The sequence below is a fragment of the Hyphomonas sp. CACIAM 19H1 genome (assembly GCF_003325995.1).
Classification (GTDB): Bacteria; Pseudomonadota; Alphaproteobacteria; order Caulobacterales; family Hyphomonadaceae; genus Hyphomonas; species Hyphomonas polymorpha.
This window is the reverse complement of record NZ_CP016437.1, coordinates 882348-904091: the sequence shown is the minus strand read 5'-3', so window position 1 is coordinate 904091 and position 21744 is coordinate 882348. Positions and strand designations below refer to the sequence as shown.

24 protein-coding genes are annotated in these 21744 nt (G+C 63.3%); 7 read left to right on the top strand and 17 right to left on the bottom strand.

The genetic code is table 11. The features are described 5' to 3' along the window. Positions 1-55: 55 nt before the first annotated feature. Complete coding sequence (locus tag BBF93_RS04380) at positions 56-382, top strand: PilZ domain-containing protein (RefSeq protein ID WP_035598653.1); 327 nt, start codon at positions 56-58, stop codon at positions 380-382. A gap of 10 nt (positions 383-392) precedes the next feature. Here BBF93_RS04380 and BBF93_RS04375 read toward each other — a convergent pair whose 3' ends face one another. The 4 genes from BBF93_RS04375 to BBF93_RS04360 form a co-directional block, all read right to left on the bottom strand. Next, entirely contained in the window at positions 393-1232 is an 840-nt protein-coding gene (locus tag BBF93_RS04375) for a TauD/TfdA family dioxygenase (protein ID WP_035598655.1), read from the bottom strand. Between the two features lie 96 nt (positions 1233-1328). Next, positions 1329-1886 carry a cytochrome b gene (locus tag BBF93_RS04370; RefSeq protein ID WP_035598657.1) on the bottom strand — a complete coding sequence of 186 codons (558 nt, stop codon included), beginning with the start codon at positions 1884-1886 and terminating at the stop codon, positions 1329-1331. 41 nt (positions 1887-1927) lie between these two features. Continuing rightward, on the bottom strand, positions 1928-2317 hold the full coding sequence (locus BBF93_RS04365; RefSeq protein WP_114105087.1) for a globin: 390 nt from the start codon (positions 2315-2317) through the stop codon (positions 1928-1930). Positions 2318-2387: 70 nt separating this feature from the next. Next, positions 2388-3353, bottom strand: coding sequence for a glycerophosphodiester phosphodiesterase family protein (locus tag BBF93_RS04360; RefSeq protein ID WP_199288443.1), 966 nt, complete (start codon positions 3351-3353; stop codon positions 2388-2390). A gap of 183 nt (positions 3354-3536) precedes the next feature. Between BBF93_RS04360 and BBF93_RS04355 the strand changes: the two genes are divergently transcribed. Next, positions 3537-4385: an SDR family NAD(P)-dependent oxidoreductase gene (locus BBF93_RS04355; RefSeq protein ID WP_114105085.1), complete on the top strand. Its 849-nt coding sequence runs from the start codon at positions 3537-3539 to the stop codon at positions 4383-4385. A 143-nt stretch (positions 4386-4528) separates the two neighbouring features. Here BBF93_RS04355 and BBF93_RS04350 read toward each other — a convergent pair whose 3' ends face one another. Continuing rightward, positions 4529-5668, bottom strand: a complete 1140-nt coding sequence (locus BBF93_RS04350; RefSeq protein WP_114105084.1) for an isobutyryl-CoA dehydrogenase — start codon at positions 5666-5668, stop codon at positions 4529-4531. Between the two features lie 59 nt (positions 5669-5727). On the opposite strand from BBF93_RS04350, the gene BBF93_RS04345 reads away from it, so the two are divergent. Together BBF93_RS04345 and hemB are read left to right on the top strand one after the other, a co-directional pair. Then, on the top strand, positions 5728-6273 hold the full coding sequence (locus BBF93_RS04345; RefSeq protein WP_051612546.1) for a GNAT family N-acetyltransferase: 546 nt from the start codon (positions 5728-5730) through the stop codon (positions 6271-6273). Positions 6274-6302: 29 nt separating this feature from the next. Beyond that, positions 6303-7301 carry a porphobilinogen synthase gene (gene hemB, locus BBF93_RS04340; RefSeq protein WP_114105083.1) on the top strand — a complete coding sequence of 333 codons (999 nt, stop codon included), beginning with the start codon at positions 6303-6305 and terminating at the stop codon, positions 7299-7301. Positions 7302-7372: 71 nt separating this feature from the next. On the opposite strand, the gene parC is transcribed toward hemB, so the two are convergent. Next, positions 7373-9607, bottom strand: coding sequence for a DNA topoisomerase IV subunit A (gene parC, locus BBF93_RS04335; protein WP_114105082.1), 2235 nt, complete (start codon positions 9605-9607; stop codon positions 7373-7375). Positions 9608-9740: 133 nt separating this feature from the next. Here parC and BBF93_RS04330 point away from each other — a divergent pair, with 133 nt between their 5' ends. Further along, positions 9741-10424 carry an extensin family protein gene (locus BBF93_RS04330; protein WP_114105081.1) on the top strand — a complete coding sequence of 228 codons (684 nt, stop codon included), beginning with the start codon at positions 9741-9743 and terminating at the stop codon, positions 10422-10424. Between the two features lie 67 nt (positions 10425-10491). Here the strand turns inward: BBF93_RS04330 and BBF93_RS04325 are convergent, their stop codons facing one another. The 9 genes from BBF93_RS04325 to rpoZ all read right to left on the bottom strand — a co-directional run bounded on the left by BBF93_RS04325 (position 10492) and on the right by rpoZ (position 17546). Further along, positions 10492-10680 (bottom strand): hypothetical protein, encoded by a 189-nt coding sequence (locus tag BBF93_RS04325; protein ID WP_114105080.1) that lies wholly within the window; start codon positions 10678-10680, stop codon positions 10492-10494. Positions 10681-10761: 81 nt separating this feature from the next. Beyond that, the gene (gene recO, locus BBF93_RS04320) at positions 10762-11493 is read right to left on the bottom strand and encodes a DNA repair protein RecO (RefSeq protein ID WP_114105079.1); all 732 of its coding nucleotides are present in this window, start codon (positions 11491-11493) and stop codon (positions 10762-10764) included. A 6-nt stretch (positions 11494-11499) separates the two neighbouring features. Next, the gene (gene era, locus BBF93_RS04315) at positions 11500-12447 is read right to left on the bottom strand and encodes a GTPase Era (protein ID WP_035598683.1); all 948 of its coding nucleotides are present in this window, start codon (positions 12445-12447) and stop codon (positions 11500-11502) included. Further along, positions 12444-13199, bottom strand: a complete 756-nt coding sequence (gene rnc, locus BBF93_RS04310; RefSeq protein ID WP_114105078.1) for a ribonuclease III — start codon at positions 13197-13199, stop codon at positions 12444-12446. The genes era and rnc overlap by 4 nt, the downstream gene beginning before the upstream one ends. Next, positions 13196-13609, bottom strand: a complete 414-nt coding sequence (gene acpS / locus BBF93_RS04305; protein ID WP_114105077.1) for a holo-ACP synthase — start codon at positions 13607-13609, stop codon at positions 13196-13198. Before acpS ends, rnc begins: the two co-directional genes overlap by 4 nt. Then, positions 13606-14349: a pyridoxine 5'-phosphate synthase gene (locus BBF93_RS04300; protein WP_114105076.1), complete on the bottom strand. Its 744-nt coding sequence runs from the start codon at positions 14347-14349 to the stop codon at positions 13606-13608. Before BBF93_RS04300 ends, acpS begins: the two co-directional genes overlap by 4 nt. After that, a complete protein-coding gene (gene pyrE / locus BBF93_RS04295; protein WP_114105075.1) occupies positions 14349-14930 on the bottom strand; it encodes an orotate phosphoribosyltransferase in 582 nt (193 codons plus the stop codon). The genes BBF93_RS04300 and pyrE overlap by 1 nt, the downstream gene beginning before the upstream one ends. Continuing rightward, positions 14920-17187, bottom strand: coding sequence for a bifunctional (p)ppGpp synthetase/guanosine-3',5'-bis(diphosphate) 3'-pyrophosphohydrolase (locus BBF93_RS04290; RefSeq protein WP_114105074.1), 2268 nt, complete (start codon positions 17185-17187; stop codon positions 14920-14922). The genes pyrE and BBF93_RS04290 overlap by 11 nt, the downstream gene beginning before the upstream one ends. Positions 17188-17195: 8 nt before the next feature. Next, the gene (rpoZ, locus tag BBF93_RS04285; protein ID WP_035598694.1) at positions 17196-17546 is read right to left on the bottom strand and encodes a DNA-directed RNA polymerase subunit omega; all 351 of its coding nucleotides are present in this window, start codon (positions 17544-17546) and stop codon (positions 17196-17198) included. Positions 17547-17701: 155 nt separating this feature from the next. Between rpoZ and BBF93_RS04280 the strand changes: the two genes are divergently transcribed. After that, positions 17702-18271 (top strand): NYN domain-containing protein, encoded by a 570-nt coding sequence (locus BBF93_RS04280; protein ID WP_114105073.1) that lies wholly within the window; start codon positions 17702-17704, stop codon positions 18269-18271. A gap of 48 nt (positions 18272-18319) precedes the next feature. On the opposite strand, the gene BBF93_RS04275 is transcribed toward BBF93_RS04280, so the two are convergent. Continuing rightward, positions 18320-20035 (bottom strand): phosphatidylglycerol lysyltransferase domain-containing protein, encoded by a 1716-nt coding sequence (locus BBF93_RS04275; protein ID WP_114105072.1) that lies wholly within the window; start codon positions 20033-20035, stop codon positions 18320-18322. Between the two features lie 109 nt (positions 20036-20144). On the opposite strand from BBF93_RS04275, the gene BBF93_RS04270 reads away from it, so the two are divergent. After that, on the top strand, positions 20145-20594 hold the full coding sequence (locus BBF93_RS04270) for a DUF2267 domain-containing protein (RefSeq protein WP_114105071.1): 450 nt from the start codon (positions 20145-20147) through the stop codon (positions 20592-20594). Between the two features lie 154 nt (positions 20595-20748). Here BBF93_RS04270 and BBF93_RS04265 read toward each other — a convergent pair whose 3' ends face one another. Continuing rightward, entirely contained in the window at positions 20749-21606 is an 858-nt protein-coding gene (locus tag BBF93_RS04265) for a lipid A-modifier LpxR family protein (RefSeq protein ID WP_114105070.1), read from the bottom strand. Positions 21607-21744 lie beyond the last annotated feature (138 nt).

Here is a 21744-nt window from a genome sequence, read left to right as displayed (position 1 = left end):
GCTTTGGACAGGGCTTTACTTGGATATGTCATTATAAAGATATGCCATTCCCCTGATGGCTCAACATCCTACCCATGACCGCCTGGCCATCCCCATGACCCAACAGCGCTCTCAAATCAACCATCAGCCCTTCCTGCAATATAACAGGCGGGGCCAGCGGATACGTGTCGAAGGCAAGGCGTATGTGCGCCTCGGCCTGTTCAAGCGTGTGGAATGCGAGCTGCGGGACATATCCCCCGGCGGCGCGCGCATCTGCGTACCGGAAGGGATCGCGCTGCCCGATCAGTTCGTGATGACACTGCCGCAATTTAAATATCCCCGCACCTGCATGAAGCGCTGGGAAAGCGGCCGGGATGTAGGCGTCGAATTCCGGATGGACTGAACCGGCGGCGCTAATTCAGCGCGCAGCCTTCAATCGTGATCCGGTGCATCAGGCGCCGCTCTCCATGATAGTCGTTCATCGCCCAATGCCATGTCGAGCGGTTGTCCCAGAAGGCAACGGAGCCCTCGCGCCATTTGAAACGGTGAGCATGATCGGGGTTCATCGCATGGGCATAGAGGCGCATCAGCAGGGCGTTTGACGCGTCATCATCATAACCTTCAATGCGCGTGGTGAAGGCCGGATTTACATAGAGCGCCTTCTTGCCGCTGAGCGGATGAGTGATGACGATGGGATGGGTTACATCCTGCAATGCATCCGCCGCCGAAGTATTGCCAATGCGCCCGCCGGTATCTTCATTTGCCTTGTAGAAATTGTTCTCTGCCGAACCGAAGATATGCTTGGCCGAATGCACGGCGCGCAGGCTGGATATCTCTTCCTTCGTGGCGTCGTCCAGCGTGTCGTAAGCAGTATACATGGAGGCAAACCAGGTGTCGCCGCCCGCATCGGGCAATTGCCGGGCGACGAGGACAGACCCCATGGCCGGTTCGGCATCATAGGAATGATCCGTATGCCAACCACCGCCGATATTGGTTTTCTGCTCCTTCTCCTTCAGCACGAGCGCAATTTCCGGATAGCGCTCATGCGCCAGGAAGAAGCGGTTGATATTGATCGGGCCAAAGCGCCGGGCAAAGGCGATGTGGTCGTCCTCGGTGAGCGATTGATCGCGAAAGAAGATGACGCCGTGATCGGCATAGGCCTGCCGGACGGCAGCAAAGTCCGCATCTGACAGCTGGCGGATATCGACACCGGTAATCTCTGCGCCGGCGCCATCAAGGGATGTGATCTGCATGGTTCCTCCCTGCCCGCTCTCTGGAGTGCGGCGGGCTGCTGAACGCAGACTAACCCCAGCGGGCGGGAATTGGCAATTACCCTGCCTAAACCCTGCCTATACGCCCGCTGGTTTGCCACTGAGCATCCGGGCCAGCGTCCCGTCCCTGTCGATGAAGGCATGCTTCAGCGTGGCAAGGATGTGCAGGCTGATCAGGGCGATGAAGGCGTAGGCGACGAGGCCATGGATCTGGCGGCCGATGGGACGAATGCCGTCAATGTCCATGATCGGCGAAATGGTGAGGAGGCCATAGATATTGATGGGCCGGCCACCCAGCAACGACATCAGGAAGACGCCTGAAAGCGGCATGGCCAGCATGCAGAAGATCATCCCCCAATGCGTCACACGCGCTACGGTGACCTGCCAGGCAGGCACACCCGCGACCGGCGGGGGAAAGCCCTGGCGAATGCGCCACCAGACGCGCCAGAGCGCAAACAGCAGCAGCACGGAGCCAGTGGCCCGGTGCATCGCCATGATGGGCGCGCGGTCTTCACCTTCAACGCCGCTATAAGCGAGATAGAGGCCCACCAGAATGACCCCTCCAAACAGGAGCGCGCCGAGCCAGTGGTTCAGCCGCGAGAGGCCACCATAGGTGGCATTTGTCTTGTCCGTCATCGCTCCGTCTCCCCTTGTTCTTCCAAGGGAACACTAGCGCATCAGGCGATGGCGGCAATCTCGCACAGGAGATCAGCCCAGGCGGCTTCCTCCTCTGCCGTCCAATCGGGCAGCAGAATATCCCGGAACACATCGCGGATGCTGGCGAACATCACATCAAACTCCGCCCCCTCCACGCCATAGCCGCCATGGGAGAAGCGGGCCGCCGAAAGGATGACGCGTTGAGAGCCCGATCCCTCCACCAGGCCCAGGATCGCCTCGAAACAGGTTTCCAGCATCGAGCCGCGCACGCCGCCATCGGTGTCCATATCAAACAGCGGCTTGAAATCCGGCCGCAACGCGAAAAGGCGCGCATAAACGAGCGGCGCAGGGTCCGCGCAGGCCTCAGCGGCCCGCTCGAAGGTCGCTTGGATGATCTCTGCATTTGGCATCTGCGCCCTCCCCGTTTTTTATCGCCGCAACAGAACCCGGCCTACGGGACATCCACAATAGGGGGCCACCCTAATTGACGTCACCGAGGGATTCGATCCGGTCAGTCCAGACATAGCCGCCAAAGCCTTTGGGAACCTTGCGCAGCTGGGCGGGTGTGTCGATGCCGGGCGCGCCGTCATTGCCTGTCCCGCCAGGCGTTCCGAACAGGATCACCTCACTGCCGGCCGCGCTCATCCGGGCCTCGAAGGCGCGCGGCCACCCCCAAAGCAGCGGGGCATAATCGACGGGCATCAGCACGAGTGTGTTCTTGCAGCTATCAGGCACAAACCCTGACCACCCCATCAGCAGATAGTCTACCGGGCAATCTTTCGCGCTGCCCTTGGTGAAATGTTTCATGTCCGGAATGCGTTCGACCAATGCTTCCACCGGTATGGGCCCGCCATAGACGCCCCAGACCTGCGCGCGCCAGCGCGGGTTTGCCTCCAGTATCTCAGCCAGCACCCGGCCTTCGACGGCGCGGCGGCTTTTGAAATTGATGAGGAACTTGCCTTCCGGGAAGGCGTCCAGAACTTCAGGAAGCGACTTGATCATGCCCACCCCCTTGCCGCGCAGGGGGAAGGTTTCCCCGCCATCGGCAGTGTAGCCATAGCCGGCGTCCAGCGTGCGGATGAGGCTCATTGGCGTCTTGTTGGTCTGGCCTTCCGCCTCCGTGCGGCAGTCGAGCGTCCAGTCATGGAACACGGCGAATTCACCATCCGGCGTGAGATGCACGTCAATCTCGATGACCTCAGCCCCCGCCTCGAAAGCCGCCTGCATGGAGGGCAGCGTGTTCTCGATGAAGTCGTGCGTAGGCGGATAGATGCGGATGGCGGTGCAGGTGTCGCGCTCAAGGTCTTCGCGGTGGTAGGTCTGGTGAACCCCGCGATGGGAAATGAAGCGGAGCGGGCCATCGCTGGCGGGCGGAGTAAAGACGCTGGTGTTGCGCAGCCAGAGGGCGGCGATGACAACCAGAAGGCCAATCAGGATTTTCTTCAGCATATGTAAGCCCCGCATTTTCGTGAACGCCGGTTTCGCGGGACATCACGGCGCCAACAAGGCAGGCCTGAGATTCTTTCCGGTCCAATTCCGGGCGCAGGCCTGACGCCGCGTGAAGCCGGTTTGCTGATTGCGCAGGGTCTTTGCCGGGCGCATGATTTCAAAAAAATCGGGAGGAAACCAATGAAGCATCTGGAAGGAAAAGTGGCCTTCGTCACGGGCGCCGCCTCGGGCATCGGCCTCGGCATTGCCACGGCGCTGGCGCAGGCGGGCGTAAAGGTAATGCTGTGCGACATCGAGAAGGCAGCGCTGGACAAGGCAGTGGCCGGCCTGCGCGAGACCAATGCGGACGTGGACGGCGTAATCGCGGACGTGTCGCTGAAGGACAATCTGCAACGCGCAGCCGATGAGACCATCGCGCGCTTCGGCAAGGTCCACATTCTCGTCAACAATGCCGGCGTGGGCGGCGGGGGCGACTATGGCAGCTGGAATGATGCGGGCTGGAACTGGGTGGTGGGGGTGAACCTCATGTCGGTCGTCTGGGGCATCGAGATTTTCGGGCCGCTGATCGAGGCGCATGGTGAAGGCGGGCAGATCGTGTCCACCGCCTCCATCGCCGGCATGGTGGCGCTCACCAACCCAGCCTATGACGTGACGAAGTTTGGCGTGGTGGCGCTCTCAGAAGACCTGCGGCCGAAACTGGCAGCGCGCGGCATCGGCGTCTCGGTGCTCTGCCCCGGCGTGATCCGCACGAATATCGTGGATTCAGGCCGTAACATTCCCAGCCGCTTTGCCGGGCAGATACAGACAACGCCAGTCGAAGGACCGGGTACGGAAGTTCTGAAAGCCGTCACCGAAGCCATCGCCGCCGGGATCGACCCACTCTATGTCGGCGAACTGGTGCGCGAAGCAATCGAGAACGACTGGCCGCACATCTTCACGGATTTGCAATTCGAGCCACATATCGACGCGCGCTTTGCGGCGATCAAGGAAGGGTTTGACCGGATACGGGACCGCGTACCGCGGCACTAAAAGCCCCTTCTCCCTGAGGGAGAAGGGGTTGGGGATGAGGGGGTGCTACGCCTACCCATTTCGCAACAATTCGGCGGCGCGCCCCCTCACCCCCGCCCCTCTCCCCCGTTCCGGGGGCGAGGGGTTCTGAGGCTGCGCTCCGCCTACCCCTTCAACATATCCCGCGAGATGATCACCCGCATCACTTCATTCGTCCCCTCCAGGATCTGATGCACCCTCAGATCACGGACAATGCGTTCGACGTGGTAGTCGGCGAGGTAGCCATAGCCGCCATGGATCTGCAGGGCGTCGTTGGCGACCTTGAAGGCGGTGTCGGTGACGAAGCGTTTGGCCATGGCGCACCAGCGGGTGGCGTCCGGCGTCTTGCCGTCAAGGCGTGCCGCCGCCTCATACAGCATCAGGCGCGCGGCCTGCAGCTCAGTTTCCATATCGGCGAGTTTGAACTGGGTGTTCTGGAAGTCGGCGATGGCCTTGCCGAATTGCTGGCGTTCCTTGGCATAGGCGACCGCCTTGTCGAGGGCGAGTTGCGCGCCGCCCAGCGCGCAGGCGGCGATGTTGAGGCGCCCGCCATCCAGCCCCGCCATGGCGAAGCGGAAGCCGTGCCCTTCTTCGCCGATGCGGTTTGCCGCCGGCACGCGCACGCCGTCCAGGATCACCTGCCGCGTCGGCTGGGATTTCCAGCCCATCTTGCGCTCATTGGCGCCAAACGACAGCCCCGGCGCATCCTTCTCGATGATGAAGGCGGACACACCCTTGGCGCCATCGTCAGAGGTGCGCGCCATGAGGACGTAAACATCCGACGTGCCTGCGCCGGAGATGAACTGTTTGGTGCCGGTGATGACATACTCGTCGCCGTCTTTCACGGCCTTGGTCTTCAGGCTGGCCGCGTCAGAGCCCGCGCCCGGCTCGGTGAGGCAGTAGGAGGCGATCAGCTCCATCGAGGTAAGGCGCGGCAGCCAGGCAGCGCGCTGCTCCTGTGACCCAAAGGTGTCGATCATCCAGCTCGCCATATTGTGGATGGAGATGAAGGCGGCGGTAGAAACATCGCCATAGGAAAGCTGCTCGAAGATCAGCGCCGCGTCCGTCCGCGTCAGGCCGGAGCCGCCCACATCTTCCTTCACATAGATGCCCGCAAAGCCGAGTTCTGCAGCAGATTTGATCACATCGACAGGGAAATGGCTGTCCCGGTCCCAGGCTTCGGAATGGGGGGCAAGCTGGTCAGCGGCGAATTTGGCCGCCATATCGCGGATCATCTGCTGTTCGTCTGTGAAGATGAGGCTCATTGGCGTGGCCCTCCGATTGGCTTAAGTCTTTGGCCCGCTTGTCCTGTGAGCCCTGATATATGTCAATCCGACGCCCTCCTGCCGGGTATGAAACCGCCGGCGCCGCGCCTGAAGAGATCCCCGCCCTGATCGCGATCGATCTGGCGGCGGGGAAAATCTTCGAAGGCACCGGCCTGCTGCCCGAGGCGCAGCTGGACGACCATGTGCCCGCCAATGTGCTGCGTGAGGCCATGCAGACCGGGCATCTCCACACTGTGCGCGACCGCAAGGGCAATCTGGCCGGCTTCGCGCTGACCTCCGTGCGCGAGGGATGGCTCTATCTCGATCAGATCAGCGTGGACCCCGCCTATGGCCGCCAGGGCATCGGCAGCGCGCTGATCGGTCGGGTGATGCTGGAAGCCAAGGACCGGGGCCTGAAGCGCGTGACCCTCTCCACCTTCCGCGATCCGCCCTGGAACGGGCCGTTCTACCGCAAGAACGGCTTCCGGGAGCTGCCGCGGAAGAAGATGGAAAAATGGATGATCGAGATTGAATCGATCCAGGATGATAACGGCCTCAACGTGCGCGACCGGTGTTTCATGGCGCGGCGATTGGGCTGGTTGTGAGGGCGCCGCATTCGGCGCTAGGAGGAAGTATGACCCCGTTTCCCCAAGCCTTTCCCGGCACCCGTATGCGCCGCCTGCGCCAGGCCCCCTGGGCGCGCAGCCTTGTGGCAGAAAATGTCCTCACCCCGGCAGATCTGGTCTGGGCGGTGTTCGTGCATGATGGCGAAGGCCGCGTGCCCGTCAGCTCCCTGCCCGGCGTAGACCGCCTCAGCGTCGCCGAAGCGGCCCTCACCGCCAAGCGCGCCAAGGCGCTTGGTATTCCGGCCATCGCGCTGTTCCCCTATATCGGCCCGGAGGGCAAAGATGCAGACGGCATCGGCGCGCTTTCCCCTGACGGCCTCGTGCCCCGCGCCCTGAAGGCCATGAAGGATGCCGCGCCGGAAGTGGGCCTCATCACCGATGTGGCGCTTGATGCGTATACGTCGCATGGCCATGACGGCCTGCTGGATGAAGACGGCACCATTCCCAATGACGCGACGGTGGAGCGGCTGGTGGAACAGGCGCTGGTGCATGTCAGCGCAGGCGCGGATGTTGTGGCCCCGTCCGACATGATGGACGGCCGCATCGGCGCCATCCGCTACGCCTTCGAGGAAGAAGGCTTCTCCAACGCCATGATCCTCGCCTATGCCGCCAAATATGCCAGCGGCTTTTACGGGCCTTACCGCGAAGCCATCGGCTCCGCCGCAGCCCTCAAGGGCGACAAGAAAACCTATCAGCAGGACCCCGCAAACTCGGATGAAGCGCTGCGCGAAGTGGCCCTCGACCTTGCCGAGGGCGCCGACATGGTGATGGTGAAGCCCGGTCTTCCGTATCTGGACATTGTGCAGCGCGTCTCGTCCACCTTCGGCGTGCCGACGCTCGCCTATCAGGTGTCGGGCGAATATGCGCAGATCATGGCCGCCGCGCAGAATGGCTGGATCGACGGCGACCGCGTGATGATGGAAAGCCTGATGTGCTTCAAACGCGCGGGCGCCAGCGGCATCATCACATATTTTGCAGAACGCGCCGCCGAGAAGCTCGGCGGATAGGCCAGAGCCGCCGCCTCACGTCTCGTTCCAATCCTATTTCAAACCATCAGCAGGCTGAGGGGATCCCCGCCTCAGCCGCTGAAGGTGCCCGTCCTCGGGAAGCCCTTGGGCACGACCTTGCCCGCTTGCGCGCGCTGGCCTTTCCACTCTTTCCATTCCTCGAAGGCGCGGTGGCGGCCACCGGTGACGACGATCAGGCCGTCGCGCTTGTCGAAGGTGATCAGGTCAGCGAGCTCTGCCCCGCCGCTATAGGATTGCAGCTTGTTGCCTTTGCCGCGCGGCATCTCGGGCAGATCCTTCAGCGGGAAGATCAGCATCTTCCGGTTGGTGCCAACCACTGCGATCATGTCGCCCAGCACAGGCACGCAGACATTGAGATGCCCGCCGCCGGTGTTGACGATCTGCTTGCCCGCCTTGCGGTTTGACTCAAGCTCCGTCTCCGGAACAACGAAACCATAGCCCGTGGACGAGGCCATCACGCGTTTACGCTCGGGCTCAAACTTGAACATATTCACGATGGCGACATTGTCTTCCAACTCGATGGAGAGGCGGATGGGCTCGCCATGGCCGCGCCCGCCCGGCAGCTTGTCTGCCGCCAGCATGAAGGCCCGCCCATCCGAGGACATGAAGACGAGCTTGTCGGTGCTCATCACCTCTTCCATGAAGCCGGGACCATCGCCTTCCTTGAACTTGATCGATTCCGGATCAAGCCCATGGCCTTTCATGCCGCGAATCCAGCCTTGCGCGGAGAGCACCACGGTAACCGGTTCCTTCGGGCGCGTCGCTTCAAGCGCAGCGGCAAGGTCAACGGTGGGCGCATCTTCAAAGGTCGCGCGGCGGCGGCCAAGGTCCGTTGACGGATCGAACTCGTCGCGCGCGGCTTTAAGCTCTTTTGACACGCGCGTCCATTGACGGCGCTCAGAACCGAGCAGTTTCACCAGCTCGTCGCGTTCCTCGGTGAGCTTTGTGTGCTCGCCCTGGATTTCCATTTCCTCCAGCTTGCGCAGCGCGCGCAGGCGAAGGTTGAGGATAGCTTCGGCCTGAATGTCTGAAATCTTGAACCGCTTCATCAGGACGGGCTTAGGCTCGTCCTCCGTACGGATGATGCGGATCACTTCGTCGATATTGAGATAGGCTTTCAGGAAGCCTTCCAGGATGTGCAGGCGCTTCTCGATCTTGTCGAGACGGAACTCAGCCCGGCGCACCACCACTTCACGGCGATGGTCGAGATAAGCCTGCAGCACATCGCGCAGGCCCATCACCTGCGGCGCGCCCTTGTGCAGCACGTTCATGTTCATGCTGAAGCGCGTTTCCAGATCGCAGGTCTTGAACAGGCTTTCCATCAGCACGTCCGGCTCAACCGTCTTGGCGCGCGGTACAAGGACGAGGCGGACATCCTCCGCAGACTCGTCGCGCACATCTTCCAGCAGCGGAACCTTCTTCGCCTCAAGCAGCTCCGAAAGCTTCTCCAGAAGCTTTGACTTCTGCACCTGATACGGAATTTCGGTGACGATGATCTGATAGGTGCCCCGGCCGGTATCCTCGACATGCCATCGGGCGCGCATGCGGAAGGCGCCCCGGCCGGTCTCGTAAGCCTCCAGCATCGAGGCGCGATCCTCGACGATCACCCCGCCGGTCGGAAAGTCCGGCCCCTGAACGAATTCCATCAGCTCTTGGGTGGTGGCCTTGGGCTTGTCGATCAGGAAGCGCGCCGCATCGATCACCTCGGCAACATTGTGCGGCGGAATGGAGGTGGCCATGCCCACGGCGATGCCCGTGGCGCCATTGGCGAGGAGATTGGGGAAGCCGGCGGGAAGCACGACCGGCTCCTCATCATTCTCGGCATAGTTGGGGCGGAAATCGACCGCGTTCTCGTCGAGGCCCTCCATCAGCAGCTCGGCGCCGCGCGTCATCCGCGCTTCGGTGTAACGATAGGCCGCCGCGCTATCCCCGTCGATATTGCCGAAATTGCCCTGCCCATCGACCAGCGGATAGCGGACGTTGAAATCCTGGGCGAGGCGGACCAGCGTGTCATAGATCGAGCTGTCGCCATGGGGGTGGTAGTTACCCATCACATCGCCAACGATCTTGGCGCATTTGCGATAGCCGCCTTCGGGATCCAGCCGCAGGACGCGCATGCCATAAAGGATGCGGCGTTGAACGGGCTTGAGGCCATCGCGCACATCGGGCAGCGCGCGGGACGTGATCGTGGAGAGCGCATAGGCGAGATAGCGCTTGGAGAGCGCCTCGCTCATCGGCTCATTGATGATCCGGTCCTCTGGGGGCTCGGTGGTGCGTTTGGACATTCTGGCCTCTTTGCAGGTCTCGCCACATTCTGGTGCGGGTTTGCGGGTCAGGATGCCCCGACTCGCTGGAAACAGCGCAGGTTAACAGAAACCTGCGTTTGGTTAAGGAACATCAAAGGCCGCTGCTGCAGATATGCGTGGAATCAGCATTCTCCTGACATATGCCTTCCTGATTGGCGCCATTGTCGTGATCCTCGCCCGCACATTGCCGGCGCGGCACAATCCCTTGGCGCCGATTGACCTGTCGGTGCGCCCGGGGCTGGCCATTTCCGCTCAACTGACCCGCCTGAAGGGTGACCGGGAAGCCTGTTTCGTGGCGCTCGACAACGCCGGCGTGGGCTATACCCCGCTGGAGGACGAGCCTCGCGGGGAAAAATGCGGCCTGTTTGACGCCCTGACGCTGGACCGGACGCTGACGCCCTATTCGGCCACGTTGCAGATGACCTGCGCGCAGACGGCGGCGGCCTATATGTGGGAGCGGCATGTGGTGCGCCCGGCGGCTGTGGAAATCTTCGATTCGCCGGTCGCCCGGATCGAGACCTATGGCAGCTTTTCCTGCCGCACCATTGCCGGCAGCCGGCGCCTTTCGCAGCATGCCTTCGGCAATGCGCTGGATGTCTCCGGCTTTCGCCTGGAGGATGGGCGGCTGATCGATGTGAAGGCGCACTGGGACAAAGGCGGCAAGGAAGCCAAGTTCCTCCGCCGCGTGCATGAGGGCGCGTGCGACCTCTTCTCGGTAACCCTGGGCCCCGAATACAACGCCGCCCACGCCGATCATTTCCACATGGATATGGGGCCGGGCCGCGTTTGCCGGTGAGACAGCAAAAAGCCGGAAAGCGATGCTCCCCGGCCTTCTTTGAGCGCAGGCTCTGCCTTGGCCCTGCTCAGTTTACCTTGCAGCGATAGCCCTCGCGGCTCACCTCGGCGACATTGCCTGCCCCGCCGCAGACGCGGACGGCGATGTCTGTATTCTCCTGAACCTTGGTGGAAGCCGCCGAATTGTCGGAGACGGAGATGCAGCCCGTGAGGGCAAGGGTGAGCGCGGCGCTCGCGGCGATCAGGATCGGTTTCATGTCATCAGCCTTTTGTTGATAGCTATCAACTCCCCGCCCGGACGTTTGGCGAAGGCGAATGAATGATCCGTGAATGGAGGGTCAAGCCTGCGGGGCAATGCGCCTGAGCAGCCGCTCCCGCTCTGCCGGAAGGCCCCGGTGGACGGACGCAAAGAGCCGCCCTTCGATGAAATGCCCCGTCAGGCGCAGGCCGGCGGCGATGTCTCCGGGGAAGATGTCGGCGCGGCTGTCGATCAGGAAGGCGGGCAGCGCGAAGAGGCGGTCGACATATTGTTCCGCCTCCGAGCCCCGCACGGCGCGGCCTGTGCGCGGGGAGACATGGGTGAGGCCGTCATTGGCGCCGCTGACGGCGCATTCATCAAGGTCCAGCCCGAAGCCGAGGGCAGAGAGAAGCCCGAGTTCCCAGCGCACATAGAGCGCCGGCCAGACTTCCGGATGGACCAGTTCGTCCAGCAGCAGGGTGGTCGCTTCATAGAGGCTGGAGCCGGCCGCATCGCCCTCATTGAGCCCCCCGCGCAAGAGCGCCGTGATCGAGGCAAGCGCCGCCAGCGCCGCAGGGTCATCCAGCAGGCGCGAGGCGCGGTCCCGGCTCGCCTCGGCAACATCGAAGCGCCCCAGTTGATCGTCCAGCCGCCCGCTCCAGCTCAGCGCCACCGTGTTGCCCGCTTCAAACTGGGCCCGCTTGCGGCGAGAGGCGCCGCCATAGACAAGGCCGGAACGGCGTCCCCTTTCACGGGTCAGTACATCCAGGATGAGGCCGCCTTCCCCAAAGCGGCGCCCTCCGAGTACTATTCCGTTATCGGACCAGTTCATGCACCCTCAGACATCAAACTCCAGGCCGATCCCCTGATAGCGCTCACGCTTTTCCTGCCAGCGCTCATCCACCTTCACGAAGAGAAAGAGATGCACCGGGCGCTCCAGCATCTGGGTCAGCTCCAGCCGTGCCTGGCGGCCGATTTCCTTGATCAGGCTGCCGCCCTTGCCCAGCACCATCGCCTTGTGACCTTCGCGGCCCACGATGATAACCTGCTGCACACGAACGGACCCGTCGGCGCGCTCTTCCCAGGCTTCGGTGTCGACCATCAGCTGATAGGGCAGCTCCTGATGCAGGCGCAGCATCAGCTTTTCGCGGGTCACCTCCGCCGCCAGAAGGCGCATGGGCAGGTCGGCAATCTGGTCTGGCGGGTAAAGCGCCGGGCCTTCGGGCATCCGCGCCGCGATGGCCGCTTCCAGCTTGTCCACGCCGTCGCCCTTCTCGGCAGAGATCATGAAGATCTCATCATAGACGCCCGCTTCGTTCAGCGCCGCCATGACGGGCAGCACCTGATCATGCGGGAACAGATCAATCTTGTTGAGCGCGAGGAAGGCGCGCTTGCCCGCCTCCTTGAGCTGTTCGATCACGCGGCGATCATCCTCGATGGAGTGGCGCTGCGCCGCGCTGAGCCGGCCCGCCTGCTCGGCCACCCAGGCCGAGGCATCGACGAGGTGAACGATGCAATCGGCCTCCTCGGCCCCGCCCCAGGCGGCCTTGACCATCGCCCGGTCCAGCCGGCGCTTGGCGGCGAATATGCCGGGCGTGTCGACGATCACGATCTGCGTATCCCCCACCTGCGCCACGCCGCGCACAGGGAACCGCGTCGTCTGCACCTTATGCGTGACGATGGCGACCTTGGCTCCGACAAGGCGGTTGGTGAGGGTGGATTTGCCGGCATTCGGCGCGCCGATGACGGCGCAAAACCCGGCGCGGCGGATATCTGTTTCGCTCATTCTGTTCCTGTCAGTGTTCGGAGCATCAGGGCGGCAGCATGACGCTCCGCCTCGCGCTTGGAAGAGCCGGTAGCGGCAGCCTTGCCCATGGCAAGGCGAACTTCAACTTCATAAACCGGGGCGTGATCGGGGCCGGACCGGCCGGTGACCACATATTCCGGCAACGGATGTCCCTGCCCCTGCGCCCATTCCTGAAGAAGGGTCTTGGGGTCCTTGGTTTCAGCCGGAACGTTTTCAAACTGCGGCGCCCAGGCGCGCTCGATGAACTTGCGCGCGGCATTGAGGCCGCCCTCCTGATAGATCGCCGCGATGATCGCCTCGCAGGCGTCGCCCAGCGTCGATTCCCGCTCCTGCCCGCCGGCCGCCGCTTCGCTCTCGGACATCAGAATGAAGCGCTGCAGCCCCAGATGCCGCATCGCCTCGGCGCACGCACCCTTCTTGACCAGCCGGTTGAGGCGCGGCGCCAGATCACCTTCACTGTCAGACTGGCGGCGCTCGATCAGGCGTTCGGCAATGATGAGGTTCAGCACCCGGTCGCCCAGAAACTCCAGGCGCTGATTGGAAAGCTTGACCGTATCCCCCGACGGCGCAACGGCGCTCGGATGGGTCAAGGCGCGCTCAAGGCTCGCGGCCTCCTTGAAGCGGAAGCCGATAATGTCCTGCGCTTCCTTCAGCGCTTCGAGCGCCAATGACGGCCGGATCGCCTTGACTGCGGCGCGCTGGCGGGTGCGTTTCGGGCGGGCGGGTTTCATTGCGCATCTGCCATGGCAATGGCCTCGATGATCACCTGCGCTTCGGCCCAGGGATGATCGTCCGTAAGCGTCAGATGCACCAGAGCGCGGTGGCCCGGCGGGGTCAGCTTCGCCAGGCGCGTAGCGGCCCCGCCCGTCAGTTCGAATCCCGGCTTGCCCGAAGGCAGGTTGATAACGCCCATATGCTGCCAGTGGACGCCCGCGCGCGGCACGCCCGTGCCCAGAGCCTTGGCCATCGCCTCCTTGGCGGCAAAACGTTTGGCATAAGTCTCCGCCACGCGGCGGCGCCCGCGCGCCTTGGCGATCTCATAGGGCGTGAATACGCGCTGCTCGAACCGCTCGCCGAAACGATCCAGCGAGCGCTGGATGCGTTCGATATTGCAGAGATCGTTCCCGATGCCGATGATCATCCGCGCGCCTCGTCCATGCGGCGGCGCATTTCGCGGATCGCTGCGTCGAGACCGATGAAGATCGCTTCCCCGATCAGGAAATGGCCGATATTCAGCTCGGCAATCTCCGGAATAGCGGCAACGGGGCCGACATTCTCGAAAGTGAGGCCATGGCCGGCATGCGGCTCGATGCCCCGGCGGCGCGCATCGGCCGCGGCTAGCTTCAGCCGTTCCAGCTCGGGCGCGGCGGCCTCTGCCCCGCCCTCGATCCAAAGCTCCGCATAGCGGCCCGTATGCAGCTCCACCACCGGCGCGCCGAGCACTTCGGCCACAGCAATCTGCACCGGGTCGGGCTCGATGAAGAGGGAAACGCGCGCGCCCGCTTCGTTCAGACGGCTGACAATCGGCGCAATCTGATTGTGCAGGCCGGCCACATTGAGACCGCCTTCAGTCGTGCGCTCCTCGCGCCGCTCCGGCACGATGCAGGCCGCATGCGGACGGAATCGGATGGCGATTTCCGTCATCTCTTCGGTGGCCGCCATCTCCAGATTGATCGGCAGATGTGTGGCCGCGCGGATCGCGTCGAGGTCGCCATCGCGGATGTGGCGGCGGTCTTCCCGCAGGTGGATGGTGATGCCGTCTGCCCCGGCGGCGGCGGCAATCTCTGCCGCGCGCATGGGATCAGGATGGGCGCCCCCGCGCGCATTGCGAATGGTCGCCACATGATCGATATTGACCCCGAGGCGGAGGCGGCCGGTCATCAGGCAAGGCCCCGCGAGCCGGGCTTGATCGCTTCCAGATTCTGAAGCTCCGGAGGCAGATCATCGGGCGCGTAATCCGGGAAGTTCACCTGCGCCAGCGAGATCAGCTTGCAACCGACATCGGCGCGCCCGCCCGAACGGTCGATGATGCACGCCCCGCCCACCACTTCGCCCGGCAGCTTGGCCAGCGCTTCCACCGTCTCGCGGAAGGAAAGCCCGGTCGTCACGATGTCTTCGGCAATCAGCACGCGCTCGCCTGCGGCAATCGAAAAGCCGCGGCGAAACTGAAGCTGCCCGTCCACGCGCTCGGCAAAGATGGCGCGGGCGCCCAGATGACGCGCGAGCTCGTAGCCCGGAATGATGCCGCCCACGGCGGGGCCGGCTACCACATCGATCTTGCCGAAGCTCGCGGTCAGTTTTTCCGCCAGCGCCTTGCAGAGCTTTTCGGAAAGATCGGGCCGGGAGAAGACAAGCGCCTTCTGCAGGAACACAGGGCTGCGCCGCCCGGAGGAGAGGATAAAATGCCCCTCCAGCAATGCACCCGCCTCCTTGAATACGGCGAGTACGTCTTCACTGGTCATTCTGCCCCTCCTGGTCGCGTATGGCTCTGTCTACCACGGCCAACGACCGCAGTGCCGCAAGGATTTGCGTCATACGCTTCAGGTCTTCAACCTCAATATCCATCACCAGCTCAATGAAATCCGGATGCCGCGAGGCCGTCGAGATTCCGATGATGTTGCCGTTCGATTCGGCCACCGCCGCGCAGAGCTTTGCCAGCACGCCGCGCTGGTTGGAGGCGTTGATGCGAATGCGGGTAACGGCGACGGCATCGGTGCGTGCCAGCTCCGTCCATTTCAGGTCGTGCCACAGCTCCGGCCGGTCATCATATTCGGCAAGGCGCGGGCAGCTCGAGACATGCACCATCAGGCCCTTGTCGGGCACCTGCACGCCGATGATCCGGTCGCCCGGCAACGGGTGGCAGCAAGTGGAGAGATGCAGCGTAACGCCCGGCGTCAGCGTGCGCCCCTCAACGAACAGCGGAACATGGTCGCTGTCGATCGGCGTCTTGGCGGTGTCGTCGGTGCGCTCGGGCTGATAGCCGGGGAAAACAAGCTTGATCACGGCGGAGGTCTTGAAGCGTCCCCGGCCAACAGCCTCGCGCATGTCGTCCACATTCTTGAAGCCGGACTTCTGCGCCACATCCAGCAGCATCACGTCCACCGGATCAGCGCCCGCGCGGCGCAGGGCCTGGTTGATCAGGCCCTCGCCCAGCCGGCGGAATTCGGCAACCTCACGCTCCCGCTCCAGGCGCCGGAGGGCGGATTTTGCCCGGCCGGTATGGGTCAGCATTTCCCAGCCGCGGATCGGCTCAGCCGTCTTTCCACGGATGATGTCCACCACATCACCATTCTTGAGCGGGCGGCGGAGGGATTTCTCCTCGCCATTGATGCGCGCGCCGATGGTCGTGTCGCCCACGGCCGAGTGAACGGCATAGGCAAAGTCGAGCGGCATGGCCCCGGCCGGCAGGATGATCAGCTTGCCCTTCGGCGTGAAGGTGAACACATGCTCGCGGTACATCTCCAGCTTGGCATGCTCAAGGAATTCGCCGGGCTCCGCCCCGTCACGGACGAGCTCGGCGAAGGCCTTTAAGTTTGCTTCAGGATCAAGACCGGCAGCGCGGGCCGAATCCAGGTCAAAGCCATAGGAGCGGTTCTTGTAGCCCCAGTGAGCGGCCACGCCATATTCGGCTGTGAGGTCCATCGTCTCTGTACGGACCTGCAGCTCCACCCGGCGGTTGCCGGAGGCGCGCACGGTGGTATGGAGACTGGCATATCCGTTTGGTTTGGGCACGGAGATGAAATCCCGGAAGCGTTCGGGAATACAGGCCCAATGCGTATGCAGCACGCCCAGCACGCGGTAGCAATCAGCCACATCCGGCACGATGATGCGGAAGGCGAAAAGATCGGCCACATCGCGGAAGGAGATCGATTTGCGCTCCAGCTTGCGCCACAGCGAATAGGGCTGCTTGCGGCGGCCTCTCAGCCGGTAGCGCAGGCCCGCCTCATTCAGGATGCGCGTGAGGTCCGCGCGGATCCGTCCGAGGTCGTCCTTGTTTTCGCGCTCGAGCTCTTCCAGCCGGTAGATGATGGCACGGCGGGCTTCCGGATTGAGTTCCTTGAACGCCAGATCGTCCATCCGGGCGGCCATATCATAAAGGCCGATGCGCCGGGCGAGCGGGGCATAGATGTCCATGGTTTCGCGCGCGGTCCGCTGCCGGCTTTCCGGCTTCTTGCGGAAGTGCAGCGTCTCCATATTGTGCATCCGGTCCGCCAGTTTGACCAGCAGTACACGGAGGTCACTCGTCATCGCCAGGATGAACTTCTGGAAGTTCTCCGCCTGCGCGGCTTCCTTGGAGGTGAATTCCAGCTTGTCGAGTTTGGTGACCCCATCGACGAGCTCAGCCACCTGCGGGCCGAAGCGCACCTCGATGTCGCCAATGTCGATCTCGGTATCCTCGACCACATCATGCAGCAGGCCGGCAACGATGGTAACTTCGTCCAGCTTCACATCGGCCAGCAGGCTCGCCACCTGAACCGGGTGAGAATAATAGGCCTCGCCGGAATCGCGGGACTGTTCGCCATGATGCTTCTTGGCGAAATCATAGGCCAGGCCCAGAAGCTCGGATTTGACGCGCGGGTGATAGGCGCGGACCTTGGCGATCAGCTCTTCCCGCGAGAGAACCGGCGGCAGGTCAGACGCAATATCGCTGGCAGGAGCCGGTGTGCCAGCCCCCGTGCCAGCCCCTTTTTCCGGTCCGGAAAGGGCGCTGCCGTCCATTGGTGCTCCTAGAGCCGGTCGTCGCGCCCGGATTCGAGTTCTGCCTGATAGGCGCGCAGAACATCTTCTTCGGTCGCAGCCGGCGCTGCCTGAAGCGCAACACGGTCAGCTTCACGCTCGTTCTCCTCGCCCGGACGGATGTCCTGCAGGTTGGAGATGAGGGCTTCCTTGACGACTTTCAGGTCCACCGAGGTCTCAGCGATTTCACGCAGGGAAACGACCGGATCCTTGTCATTGTCCCGGTCGATCGTCAGCGGCGATCCTTCACGGATCATGCGGGCGCGATGCGCTGCGAGCAGAACCAGCTCGAAGCGGTTGGGAACCTTCTGGATGCAGTCTTCTACGGTAACGCGGGCCATACGGGGAAATACTCCTGAAGAACCGCCCTTTATATGCGCTGCAGCACGCCACGGCAACCCGTCCTTGCAGAGTCTGCAGGGGACCGGTATTCCGGACGTAAACGCGTCTGGGCATGAATTTGGCCCTTCCCTATTGGAAGAAGAGGATAAAGCCAATGGCTTTTTACAAGGATGAACGCCTGGCGTTGTTCATTGATGGGGCCAATCTTTATTCTGCGGCCCGGTCCGTCGGGCTGGAAATTGATTTCCGCAAGCTTCTCAAGGAGTTCCAGTCGCGCGGACGGCTGGTGCGGGCGAGCTATTACACTGCCCTGGTAGAGAATGACGACTATAGCCCGATCCGCCCCCTGGTGGACTGGCTGGCCTATAACGGTTTCAACGTCGTGAAGAAACCCGCCCGCGAATTTGTGGACCGCGAAGGCCGCAAGCGGGTGCGGGGAAACATGGATGTGGAACTGGCGGTCGATATGCTGGAAGCGGCCACCTACTGTGATCACATCGTGCTTTTCAGCGGCAATGGCGACTTCCGCAGGCTGGTGGAAGCGGTGAAAATCAAGGGCGTTCGCGTGTCGGTCGTGTCGACCATGAATGCAACCCCACCGATGATTTCAGACGATCTGCGCCGGGAGGCGGATACCTTCATCGAACTGACCGATCTGGGCGATCTGGTGGCCCGGCCGCGCCGCGACACGAGCGACGCACCGCCGCTCGATCACGACGACTAACCCCTGGAAAAGCCGGTCAGACGCCGGACATTTCCGGACACGTCCGGGTCATCTGGCGGACGTTTTAGGCAGAATCAGGCCCAGCAGCCCGCCCGAAGTGAGCAAGGCCACCGCCATCAGCGCAAAGGGCAGCGACACCCTGGGCGGGGCAGCGATGAACAGGGGCTGCCAGTCCGGCGCAAATTTCGACTTGTAGGCTCGCAGGCCCCGGAAGCCGTAGAGGCTCTCGCCCCGGTCATAGGCGATGTGGCCGACATTGGTGAGGGCGGGCGAATACCGCCCCGGCCGAAGGCCCGAGAGCGGCGCCATGCCAAGGTCGAAAACCTCAACCCCTTGCGTCTTGGCCCACAGGGTCACTTCCAGGAACAGGAAATCCATCACCCCATTGGGCGCGTCTGGGCCATGGCGCATCAGGTCGACCGCGATCTCCTTGCCGCCCGGCGCCGGCCAGAGCGAGGCGAAGGCCACCGGCGCCCCGCCCCCTCCTTCCTGCCGCACGATGGCAATGGGGAAGCGCGCCAGATAGGCCTCGTCATAGCGGCCGAGCGAGAAGGCCTTCTCGGTGCCCGAATGCGCTTTCAGCCAGGCGTCCGAGATCTGGCGCAGCGCTTCCCAGGGGACCGGGCCGCCCGGCGGGATGACCTCCACCCGCCAGCCATCGCGCAGCGCCCGGTTGCGTGCCTGGCGCAGCCGCGCGCGGGAGGATCCCTCCAGGCTGAACCCCGGCACATCGATGCAGGCCGCCTCCCCGATCTTGCGAATGGTGTACCCCAGATCGACCAGCGCGGGCAGCAGATCCCCGCTGGCGCCATAGATGACCGGAGACTTGCCCGCATGATCGGCCGCTTCATGGAAGGCAATCAGGGCTTCGGCCTGCTCCTCTGCGGCGCCGACCGGATTGCCCATGGCGATCCAGAGGCCCCCGCGCCGGCCATACATGACGAAGCTTTTGCCCGAAGGCGTGAACACGAAGGACTTGTCGCCCACAAACATCAGATTGGCATCGGGATGGCCTTCGCGCGTGGCGGAAAAGATGGCCTCTGCCCTGGCAAGGTCTGCGGCGGTGTGACCGTCAGCCTTCCGGCTCTGCCGCACACCGATGATCTGCCAGGCGGCCACGACGCAGCCGAGCGTGACGGCGCCTGCCAGCGCCCGCATGGAGCGCGGCGCATCGGAATCGCGCAGGAACGTCCACCAGAGATCATCCTGATAAGGAACATTCTCATAGGCCGCCAGCAGTCCCCAGATGGCTAGGCCGGTCACCGCGAAGATGGCAATCAGGCTGGGCAGCGACAGCAGCCCGTCCGACATATGGCCCCGGCGGTAGAAGGAGCGGCGCAGCGGCATCAGCGCCCCCGCGATCAGCGCCAGCGCAAGGGCTTCCTCCCAATGCAGCGCCTTCAGCAGGGAGAAAGCCGCGCCTGCCAGCAGCACTAGGATCGCCGCCCACCAGGCCGTATCAATCCGCCGCCAGAGGCCCGCCGCCAGGAAGAGAAGCAGCATCCCCAGCAGCGAGGCCACGAAATGAGACACCTCAACCAGAGGCAGGGGCAGCACGGCGAGCAGATCGCCCATCCGCCCCGCCAGGTTTGGCTGGGAGGCCGAGAGCAGCAACAGCACACCAGCCGCAAAACAGATAATGGCCGCCGCCGGCGGCACAGCGGCATCCACAAACACCCGCCAGCCAAACTCCCCGCTGCGGGTTGTGGCGGGGAGCTCGCTTGACTGCCTTTCGGGGGTCTCTGCCAGTTCTTTCTCAGCCATTGCCCAGCCTACCCTGCGTACGGAAAAGGAATTCCTGAGCTGTTGACTTGCCACGAATTGCGGCGAGCGACCACATGGGCAGCGCGGCGGAGGGATATATCAGTTAGGCATGCCAATGCCGTGGACCTATCGACATGCCAGCGCCGAATGGCAACGCTTCCTTGAAGTCGCCAGAGAGGAAATGGATCTCGTCAGCAACAATTCCGCCTACACCGCCATTGAAGGCGTGCTGCTGGCCTTCCGACGGCGCCTGACTGTGGACCAGGCGCTGCGATTTGCCGATGCCCTGCCCAGTGTTGTGCGCGCCATCTTCCTCTACCGCTGGCATCCGAAAGCCCCATCGCCCTGGGGCAACCGCGAGGCGCAGACTGCCGAGGCAAAAGCCTTGCGGCCACGTCACAATCTGACGCCTGACAATTGCATTGAGGCGGCGGCAATTGCCCTGCGCGCGGTGGTCAGGCCCGATGAAATAGACCCGGTTCTGTCTGCCATTGGCCCGGAAGCCGAAGCCTTCTGGCGCGTCGCGCCAGAACGGCTGCGCCCGGTTGATTTTCCCTGAGCGTGCAAAACCCTGGCGCGGAAAAGCTAACCCATACGGCAGAAACGTCAGGCACGGGATACCATATTTTTCAGTATACTGATTGCCTGTGGGTCCGGAGCCTCAAGGCGATCTGCCTTGTTGGTACTGGTGGCAGCCCTGGCAGCAGGCCTGCTCAGCGGCGCATCGTGAAGGTAATGCCCGCAAAGTCCTCGGTATCCTTGAGGCTGCGGTTGCGGTCGTCAAACTTCATCTCGCGGCGGATATAGCTGAAGGACAGCTCGCCCCCTGCCCGCTGGATCGACACGCCGGCCTGAAGATCACCCACAGTGACCTGATCGGTGACCTGGACATCGAAGACATCCGACAACGACGGCGTGGAGCCGGAATTATCCCAGACGAGCGCTTCGCCATCGGCGCCGACAAAGAGATACCAGCCTTCCGGCTGTCCCTTATTGTTCGTGAGGTTCAGGCCCTGACCGAAGCGGACTTCACCGCCGAAACGCTGGCTGGTGAGATCGCCTTCATCGCGGATGGCAACGCGCGGGGCGAGGCCAACGTCAAAGGCAAGGCCGGTGCGCGAGGCAGGCGCAGCAATGGAGAGGCCGAGCGACATATCCTGCACCACCTCAACCGAGCGGCCCGCGCGGCGGGTGGCCAGATCGGCGGCAACGCGCGACAGGGCAGAGCTGCCGGTCCAGGCGAGGTTGGAATCAACGACCGACACGCCGGTGGTGCCAGAACCCGTAAGGCTGAAGGCCGGCTGCGGCCCGGACATGGCAACAACGCTGATCGGGGCATCCGCGCTGGTCAGCGGCGTGATGACAGTGGTGTTTGCCGAAGCGGCAAGCGCGGCGGACGCTGCATCGGAAGGGGCGTTCAGCGGGCCTGCGCCCATCGCGCCCGGAACTGCGAGCATCATGCCCAGCGAGGGTTCGGCTGCGGCTTCGGCGTACGCATGCCCGGCGACATCGCCAGAGACACAGCCCTGGCAGGCTAATGATGCAAGACTGGTTGCGAATGCAATCATCATCACTCGGACGCCTCTCAAGGTAGAACCTCGCCACTGTTTCTGTAACGAAGTTCGCCCTTATCAGTTCCAATATCATGAAGAGAAATCGAGCCCAACACAGATTTCGGCCCGAATTGATTAACGGATCGCCTGCCCGCC

What these genes read in the sequence shown, in the direction of transcription:
- BBF93_RS04365 (WP_114105087.1), bottom strand. Translation starts at nt 2,317, where the DNA reads ATGCCAAATGCAGAGATCATCCAAGCGACCTTCGAGCGGGCCGCTGAG.
- BBF93_RS04300 (WP_114105076.1), bottom strand. Translation starts at nt 14,349, where the DNA reads ATGACCGGCCGCCTCCGCCTCGGGGTCAATATCGATCATGTGGCGACC.
- BBF93_RS04290 (WP_114105074.1), bottom strand. Translation starts at nt 17,187, where the DNA reads ATGGACGGCAGCGCCCTTTCCGGACCGGAAAAAGGGGCTGGCACGGGG.
- BBF93_RS04280 (WP_114105073.1), top strand. Translation starts at nt 17,702, where the DNA reads ATGGCTTTTTACAAGGATGAACGCCTGGCGTTGTTCATTGATGGGGCC.
- BBF93_RS04265 (WP_114105070.1), bottom strand. Translation starts at nt 21,606, where the DNA reads ATGATGATTGCATTCGCAACCAGTCTTGCATCATTAGCCTGCCAGGGC.
- era (WP_035598683.1), bottom strand. Translation starts at nt 12,447, where the DNA reads ATGAGCGAAACAGATATCCGCCGCGCCGGGTTTTGCGCCGTCATCGGC.
- hemB (WP_114105083.1), top strand. Translation starts at nt 6,303, where the DNA reads ATGACCCCGTTTCCCCAAGCCTTTCCCGGCACCCGTATGCGCCGCCTG.
- pyrE (WP_114105075.1), bottom strand. Translation starts at nt 14,930, where the DNA reads ATGACCAGTGAAGACGTACTCGCCGTATTCAAGGAGGCGGGTGCATTG.
- rnc (WP_114105078.1), bottom strand. Translation starts at nt 13,199, where the DNA reads ATGAAACCCGCCCGCCCGAAACGCACCCGCCAGCGCGCCGCAGTCAAG.
- acpS (WP_114105077.1), bottom strand. Translation starts at nt 13,609, where the DNA reads ATGATCATCGGCATCGGGAACGATCTCTGCAATATCGAACGCATCCAG.
- BBF93_RS04275 (WP_114105072.1), bottom strand. Translation starts at nt 20,035, where the DNA reads ATGGCTGAGAAAGAACTGGCAGAGACCCCCGAAAGGCAGTCAAGCGAG.
- BBF93_RS04370 (WP_035598657.1), bottom strand. Translation starts at nt 1,886, where the DNA reads ATGACGGACAAGACAAATGCCACCTATGGTGGCCTCTCGCGGCTGAAC.
- BBF93_RS04345 (WP_051612546.1), top strand. Translation starts at nt 5,728, where the DNA reads ATGTCAATCCGACGCCCTCCTGCCGGGTATGAAACCGCCGGCGCCGCG.
- BBF93_RS04270 (WP_114105071.1), top strand. Translation starts at nt 20,145, where the DNA reads ATGCCAATGCCGTGGACCTATCGACATGCCAGCGCCGAATGGCAACGC.
- BBF93_RS04330 (WP_114105081.1), top strand. Translation starts at nt 9,741, where the DNA reads ATGCGTGGAATCAGCATTCTCCTGACATATGCCTTCCTGATTGGCGCC.
- parC (WP_114105082.1), bottom strand. Translation starts at nt 9,607, where the DNA reads ATGTCCAAACGCACCACCGAGCCCCCAGAGGACCGGATCATCAATGAG.
- BBF93_RS04325 (WP_114105080.1), bottom strand. Translation starts at nt 10,680, where the DNA reads ATGAAACCGATCCTGATCGCCGCGAGCGCCGCGCTCACCCTTGCCCTC.
- BBF93_RS04350 (WP_114105084.1), bottom strand. Translation starts at nt 5,668, where the DNA reads ATGAGCCTCATCTTCACAGACGAACAGCAGATGATCCGCGATATGGCG.
- BBF93_RS04375 (WP_035598655.1), bottom strand. Translation starts at nt 1,232, where the DNA reads ATGCAGATCACATCCCTTGATGGCGCCGGCGCAGAGATTACCGGTGTC.
- BBF93_RS04380 (WP_035598653.1), top strand. Translation starts at nt 56, where the DNA reads ATGGCTCAACATCCTACCCATGACCGCCTGGCCATCCCCATGACCCAA.
- rpoZ (WP_035598694.1), bottom strand. Translation starts at nt 17,546, where the DNA reads ATGGCCCGCGTTACCGTAGAAGACTGCATCCAGAAGGTTCCCAACCGC.
- recO (WP_114105079.1), bottom strand. Translation starts at nt 11,493, where the DNA reads ATGAACTGGTCCGATAACGGAATAGTACTCGGAGGGCGCCGCTTTGGG.
- BBF93_RS04355 (WP_114105085.1), top strand. Translation starts at nt 3,537, where the DNA reads ATGAAGCATCTGGAAGGAAAAGTGGCCTTCGTCACGGGCGCCGCCTCG.